Below are 6,482 nucleotides of genomic sequence, written 5' to 3' on the forward strand. Positions count from 1 at the left end.
TTCTCGATACGCTCCTCCCCGCGCCGACATCGTCGGCTTACCCCTACCATCCCCCCGGCCCCCCCGGCCACGTTTCGGGGGGCGATGAGAGACACGGGGAAGGCGCGCCGCATAAAGACACCAGGGAAAAACTCCGGGGGCTCTTGAAGGAGGGCAAGCTCGACGAGAGGGCCGTCGAAGTCGACCAGGCCGAGCACCAGAAGATGCCCATGGTGGAGATATTCTCGTCGGCCGGCGTGGAGGAGATGGACATGAAGGAGATGTTCTCCAACATCTTCCCCAAGAAGACCCGGAGGAGGAAGGTCAAGGTCCCCGATGCCCTCGAGATACTCACCCAGGAGGAGGCCCAGAGGCTTATCGACATGGACAGGGTCAGGAAAGAGGCCATAGAGAGGGTCGAGCAGTCGGGCATAGTCTTCATAGACGAGATAGATAAGATTGCGGGCCGCCAGGCCGGCCAGGGCCCGGACGTATCCAGGGAGGGCGTGCAGAGGGACCTCCTGCCGATAGTCGAGGGCTCGACCGTCAACACCAAGCACGGGATGGTAAAGACCGACCACATACTCTTTATCGCCTCCGGCGCGTTCCACATCTCGAAACCCTCGGACCTCATACCCGAGTTCCAGGGCCGCTTTCCCATAAGGGTGGAGCTCACGAGCCTCGGCAAGGGGGACTTCATAAAGATACTCACGGAGCCTGAGAACGCGCTCCTGAAACAGTCGATAGCGCTCCTCGAGACCGAGGGGGTAGAGCTCGTCTTTACCGACGACGCCGTGGAGGAGATAGCCGCCATAGCCACGAAGGTGAACGACAGCATGGAGAACATAGGGGCCAGGAGGCTCCACACCGTCATGGAGCGGGTACTGGACGACATATCCTTCAACGCTCCGGACATGAAGGAGAAGAAGTTAGTGGTGGACAGCGGCTACGTCATGGAAAGGCTTTCCGAGATATTGAAAGACGAGGACCTGTCCAGGTATATACTTTAAGGGCCGTGATGCGAATGAAAGGCCGTAACACGTGTGCGTGATGCGTGATGCGGAAAGAACGATTATTAGTAGAGACTTATGAAAAAACATATAGAGAAAATAAAAGTCCTCTTCGAGGCCTTCCCGTACATAAAGAAGTTTTACGGGAAGACCGTCGTCATAAAGTACGGCGGGAGCGCTATGGCCGAGGAAGACCTTAAGCGGAGCTTCGCCCGGGACATAGTGCTGATGAAGTACGTGGGCATAAACCCGGTCATCGTCCACGGCGGCGGGCCGCAGATAGGCGGGCTCCTCGAACGGCTCGGCAAGGAGAGCCGGTTCGTCAAGGGCATCCGCGTCACCGACGCCGACACCATGGACGTCGTGGAGATGGTGCTCGTCGGGAAGGTGAATAAAGAGATAGTGGGTCTCATAAACCACTTCGGCGGCAGGGCCGTGGGCTTCGGAGGGAAGGACGGCGCCACCATAAAGGCCAGGAGGCTTAAGATACGCGGCGAGGAGATGGGCATGGCCGGGGAGGTCGAGTCCATAGACTCGAGCCTCATAGCGAGCCTCGACGAGGGCAACTTCATCCCGGTAATAGCCCCGGTCGGCGGGGACGATAAGGGCGCCAGCTACAACATAAACGCCGACGCCGTCGCCGGGAAGATAGCCTCCTCCCTGAAGGCCGAAAAGCTCATACTCCTTACCGACGTAAAGGGCGTGATAGATAAGAAGAAAAAGCTCCTGAACTCGCTAAGCCTCTCCGAGGCCAGGTCCCTTATAACCAGGAAGGTCGCGACCGGGGGGATGATACCCAAGCTCAAGTGCTGCATCGAGGCGGTCGCCCGGGACGTTACCTCCGCGCACATAATAGACGGCAGGGTGGAGCACGCCGTTCTGCTGGAGGTCTTCACCGACGCGGGTGTGGGGACGGTCATAAAGCCCCGGAAAAGGTAGCGTCGTGGCGGGGACGATATGGGACGCCATCTCGCGCACGGAAGATAGGCTCAAGGAAAACGGGATAAGCGGCGCCCGGAGGGAGGCGCTCTTGATGCTCTCCCAGATTCTGGGCACGAAGCCCTCGCAGATCATACAAATCCGCGCCATGCCCTTTGGGGAGTCCAACCGGAAGACCCTGGAAGGGTGGGTGGAGAGGAGGCTCAAGAGGGAGCCGCTCCAGTACATAATCGGAGAGACGGAGTTCCGGGGGGTGGGCTTCATGGTCGGCCCCGCCGTGCTCATACCGCGTCCCGAGACCGAGCATCTGGTCGAGGAGTCGGTAAATGCGCTCAAGCCGGGTCCCGAAAAGCCCATGGTGCTCGACCTCTGCACCGGGAGCGGATGTGTGTCGGTCTGTATCGCCATGGAAGTCCCCCGTGCCCTTGTCCTCGCAACCGACAACTCGCCCGACGCCATAGAGACCACCGTAAAGAACGCGCTCGTAAACGACGTCATCGAGAGGGTGGAGTGCCTGGAGGGCGACCTCTTCGATGCCGTTAAGGACCTCCCGCTCGAAGGCAAGTTCGACCTTATCGTCGCAAACCCCCCATACATAAAGAGTGCCGACATAGGGGAGCTAGAGCCCGAGGTCAGCGACTACGAGCCGCGAGCGGCCCTTGACGGGGGGGAAGACGGGCTGGAGTTCATAAAGAGGATTATCGAAGGCGCCCCCAGGTACATGAAGCCCGGAGGCACGCTTATCTTCGAGGTCGGCTACGACCAGGCGGAAGAGGTGGAGGGGCTCCTGGAGGAGTCCGAGGAGTTCGAGTCCGTCGATATAATAAAGGACTACTCCGGGATAGAGAGGGTAGTGAAGGCGAGGAAAATCGGGGAGGAGGAGACGGCACCTTGACCAATAAGGAAATAATAGAGCTTACCGCGCGCCATGTGGCTAATACTTACAGGCGCTTCCCAGTGGCGTTCGTTAAGGGGGAAGGCACGAGGCTTTGGGACGCCGACGGGCGCGAGTATCTGGACTTCGTGGCGGGGCTGGCGGTCTGTAACCTCGGCCACTGCCACCCTCGGGTTGTCGAAGCCATAAGGGAGCAGGCCGGAAAGCTTATCCACGTCTCGAACCTCTTCCATATCGAGCCGCAGTCCGAGTTCGCGAAGCTCCTTACGGAGAACTCGTTCGCCGACAGGGTATTTTTCTGCAACTCCGGGGCCGAGGCTAACGAGGCGGCAATAAAGCTCGCACGGAAGTTTTTTAGCGCCAGGGGTGAAGGCCGCTTCCAGATAGTCTCCATGGAGAAGAGCTTCCACGGCAGGACCATGGCCGCCATGGCCGCCACCGGACAGAAGAAGATCCAGGAGGGGTTCGAGCCGCTCCTGGAAAAGTTCATCTATGTCCCGTTTAACGACGTGGAGGCCGTCCGCCGCGCGGTGACCGAAACCACGGCGGCTGTAATGGTGGAGCCCATTCAAGGCGAGGGCGGGGTGAACCTCCCGGATAAAGGCTACCTGAAGGAGCTAAAGGCGTTCTCTCGTGAGGCCGGCATACTCCTTATATTCGACGAGGTGCAGGTCGGGATGGGGCGGACCGGGACGCTCTTCGCCTACGAAAATTACGATGTCGAGCCCGACGTGATGACGCTCGCAAAGGGGCTTGCCGGAGGGGTTGCCATAGGCGCGATGCTCGCAACGGAAGAGGTCGCTGCCGCCTTCGGTCCGGGCGCGCATGCCTCGACATTCGGCGGGAACCCGCTCGCGACGGCCGCGGGCACGGCGGCGCTTAGGGCCACGCTCGAAGACGGCGTGCTCGAAAACTGTACGAAGGTCGGGAGCTACCTCGTAGGTAAGCTCGAAGGGTTGAAGAAGGATTTTTCTTTTATAAAGGAGGTCCGCGGCAAGGGGCTTATCGTCGCCATGGAGCTCGATCGGCCCGGCGCCGGCATAGTCACTGACTGCCTTGAAAAAAGTCTCCTCATTAACTGCACTGCCGAGACGGTGCTCCGCTTCCTCCCGCCTTTAACGGTAACCGAAGCCGAGGTGGACGAGATGTCGGGGGTGCTTCGGGGGGTGCTCGGGGCGTAGGGGATTACATTCGGGAAGGATCGCCCCGAGCGGCGCAAACGGCAATTGAAAAATCCCTGCAGGTGTGATAAAAATATAGTAATGGCTTTATGCGAGGAGGTGACGGGATGCCGTACAAGGTCAGCATAGTCATAGAAAAAGACGAGCACGGGTTTTACGCCTACTGCCCGGAGCTCGATGGTTGCCAGACCGAAGGGGACACCCTCGATGAGGTCATGGCCAACGCCAGGGAGGCCATCGAACTTTATCTGGAAACCCTTCCCGAGGACGAGAGGAAGGAGGCCTTGAGTAAGGAAATCCTTACGACCACCATGGAGGTAAGAGTTGCCTAAGCTGCCGCGCCTCAAGGCACAGGAAGCGGAAGCAATGCTCTTCAAGGCCGGTTTCGAGATGATAAGGAGCAAGGGCAGCCACAGGATATACAAGAGAGGGGATAGAAGGGTCGTCGTCCCCTTCCATACCGGTAAGACGTTACACCCCAAGACGGTCAAGTGATTAAAGCCGTAGCGGCCACGGGGCAATGAAGTTCCCTCCATGTAAGTCCGATAACCCCACAGCGCGAAAACTCAGCTATAATTAAGGTAGTCCTATTGTTGTTATGGGGGAGCCGGACCGGCGACAACGAGCCGCCTGGTTTCAATCCCCCGGTTTTAATCCGTTGGTAAGGTCGGTAAAATCGGTGCACACCATGGGCTACCACCGACAGCTACTAAGGCCAAAAGACCACCTCCACGTATTCAGGCCGGTCTACGCGACCATGACTGGCCCGGCCGTTGGAGGGCTCCTGACCGTCCTCGCGGTCGCAGCCCTCTGTGTGTTCATAGCCTTCTGGGTACTCTCGATGTGGGTGGCCACGGCCGGGCCCGTCTCCGCATCAATGGCGTTCCTCTCGGTACTCCTCTTCTCTCTCCTCTGTCTGCTCCTGGATGCACTGAGTAAAGAGCTCGCGGCAATAGTCGTGGAGCCGGTAAAGGCCGTCGTACGTATCGGGGCAAGGGGGCTTCTCGGCCGCAAAGCGAAGATACCCTTCTCCGAGATAAAGGGTATCTCGATCGACAGGAGACCGCTACGCGGGTACGGCGCCTTCGTGTACGCCGTCTTGCTCGATACCGACGCCGGGGATGAGGAGCTCTTCCGGGACAGGGACCTCGCAAAGGTGAGGCATTTCGCGAGGGAGCTCTCCGAGCTTATCTCGAGGGAGGTCTCGGACAGGACCTTTTGACCGCTTAAGCCGCGCCGGATAACGGCTCCCGCAGAGTCCATTTTCCCGTTGCATTGACCCACCCCCTGATGTATGCTATATAAAACCGCTTAACGGCGGTTTTTTTGATTCAGGGGGAACTCAAGGTGGATCTTTTAACGATATTCGACCTTAAAAAGGGAGATATAGACGCTCTTATAGAGAGGGCCGTGCTCTTGAAGCAAAGGCTCAAGGGCGCCGTACCGCCCGAACCCCTTACGGCCGAACCCCTGAAGGGCAAGACCCTCGCCCTGATATTCGAGAAGCCCTCGACCAGGACGCGCGTCTCGTTCGAGGCCGCCATGTACCAGCTTGGCGGGAACGTGACCTTCATAAGCCAGGCCGACTCGCAGATAGGCAGGGGCGAGCCCGTGAAGGACACCGCGCGGGTCATGAGCCGCTACGTGGACGGCGTCGTCATCCGGACCTTCGGGCACGGGGTAGTCGAGGAGTTCGCCGGGTACGCGACCGTGCCGGTCATAAACGGCCTTACCGACCTGCACCACCCGTGCCAGGTCCTGGCCGACGTCCTTACCATAGTGGAGAAGAAGGGCGGCTACGGAGATCTGAAGGTCGCCTGGGTCGGCGACGGCAACAACATGGCCAACTCCTGGGTAGAGGCCGCGGCAAGGCTCGGCTTCGAGTTAACGGTCGCCTGTCCTGCGGGCTACGGGCCCGACCCGGACGTGCTCGAGAGGGCCGGGGACGAGGGGATAGGCAAGGTGGAGCTCTCAGAGAGCGCGGAGAAGGCGGTGAAGGGCGCCGACGTCGTAAACACCGACGTCTGGGCCAGCATGGGGCAGGAGGAGGAGGTTCAGTCCAGGAAGAAGGCGTTCAAGGGCTATAAGGTCGACTCCGCTCTCGTGAAGCTCGCCAAGAAGGACGCCATAGTCATGCACTGCCTGCCGGCGCACAGGGGGGAAGAGATAACCGAGGAGGTCATCGAGGGCGGGCAGTCGGTGGTGTGGGACCAGGCCGAGAACAGGCTCCATATGCAGAAGGCGATCCTCGAAAAACTTTTAGGCAACAGGGAATAGAAAGGGAGAACGGATGAAGAAGGGCGTAAAACGCGTGGTGCTCGCCTACTCGGGCGGCCTCGATACATCGGTCATCATTCAATGGCTCCGGGAGAGCTACGGCTGCGAGGTCGTGGCCTTCGTGGCCGACATCGGGCAGGGCTCGGAGGTAAAGCCCCTTAGGAAGAAGGCGCTCGATAGCGGGGCGAAGAAGGTCGTCAT

9 protein-coding genes are annotated in these 6,482 nt (G+C 59.5%); all 9 read left to right on the plus strand.

Features of this window, described 5'->3' with window-relative positions:
* Nucleotides 1–989, plus strand: a 989-nt coding sequence (hslU, locus tag V3W31_09570; protein ID MEE9615174.1) for an ATP-dependent protease ATPase subunit HslU, incomplete at its 5' end; no start/stop codon positions are given.
* Nucleotides 990–1,067: 78 nt separating this feature from the next.
* Nucleotides 1,068–1,928, plus strand: a complete 861-nt coding sequence (gene argB, locus V3W31_09575) for an acetylglutamate kinase (protein MEE9615175.1) — start codon at nucleotides 1,068–1,070, stop codon at nucleotides 1,926–1,928.
* A gap of 4 nt (nucleotides 1,929–1,932) precedes the next feature.
* Nucleotides 1,933–2,823, plus strand: a complete 891-nt coding sequence (gene prmC / locus V3W31_09580; GenBank protein MEE9615176.1) for a peptide chain release factor N(5)-glutamine methyltransferase — start codon at nucleotides 1,933–1,935, stop codon at nucleotides 2,821–2,823.
* On the plus strand, nucleotides 2,820–4,004 hold the full coding sequence (locus tag V3W31_09585) for an aspartate aminotransferase family protein (GenBank protein MEE9615177.1): 1,185 nt from the start codon (nucleotides 2,820–2,822) through the stop codon (nucleotides 4,002–4,004). Before prmC ends, V3W31_09585 begins: the two co-directional genes overlap by 4 nt.
* Nucleotides 4,005–4,111: 107 nt before the next feature.
* Entirely contained in the window at nucleotides 4,112–4,336 is a 225-nt protein-coding gene (locus V3W31_09590; protein MEE9615178.1) for a type II toxin-antitoxin system HicB family antitoxin, read from the plus strand.
* Nucleotides 4,329–4,499 (plus strand): type II toxin-antitoxin system HicA family toxin, encoded by a 171-nt coding sequence (locus V3W31_09595; GenBank protein MEE9615179.1) that lies wholly within the window; start codon nucleotides 4,329–4,331, stop codon nucleotides 4,497–4,499. The genes V3W31_09590 and V3W31_09595 overlap by 8 nt, the downstream gene beginning before the upstream one ends.
* Before the next feature lie 193 nt (nucleotides 4,500–4,692).
* Nucleotides 4,693–5,226 carry a hypothetical protein gene (locus tag V3W31_09600; GenBank protein ID MEE9615180.1) on the plus strand — a complete coding sequence of 178 codons (534 nt, stop codon included), beginning with the start codon at nucleotides 4,693–4,695 and terminating at the stop codon, nucleotides 5,224–5,226.
* Between the two features lie 125 nt (nucleotides 5,227–5,351).
* Entirely contained in the window at nucleotides 5,352–6,281 is a 930-nt protein-coding gene (gene argF, locus V3W31_09605) for an ornithine carbamoyltransferase (GenBank protein MEE9615181.1), read from the plus strand.
* A 13-nt stretch (nucleotides 6,282–6,294) separates the two neighbouring features.
* Nucleotides 6,295–6,482, plus strand: a 188-nt coding sequence (locus V3W31_09610) for an argininosuccinate synthase domain-containing protein (protein MEE9615182.1), incomplete at its 3' end; no start/stop codon positions are given.

It is taken from the genome of Thermodesulfobacteriota bacterium (assembly GCA_036482575.1).
Taxonomy (GTDB): Bacteria; Desulfobacterota; GWC2-55-46; order GWC2-55-46; family JAUVFY01; genus JAZGJJ01.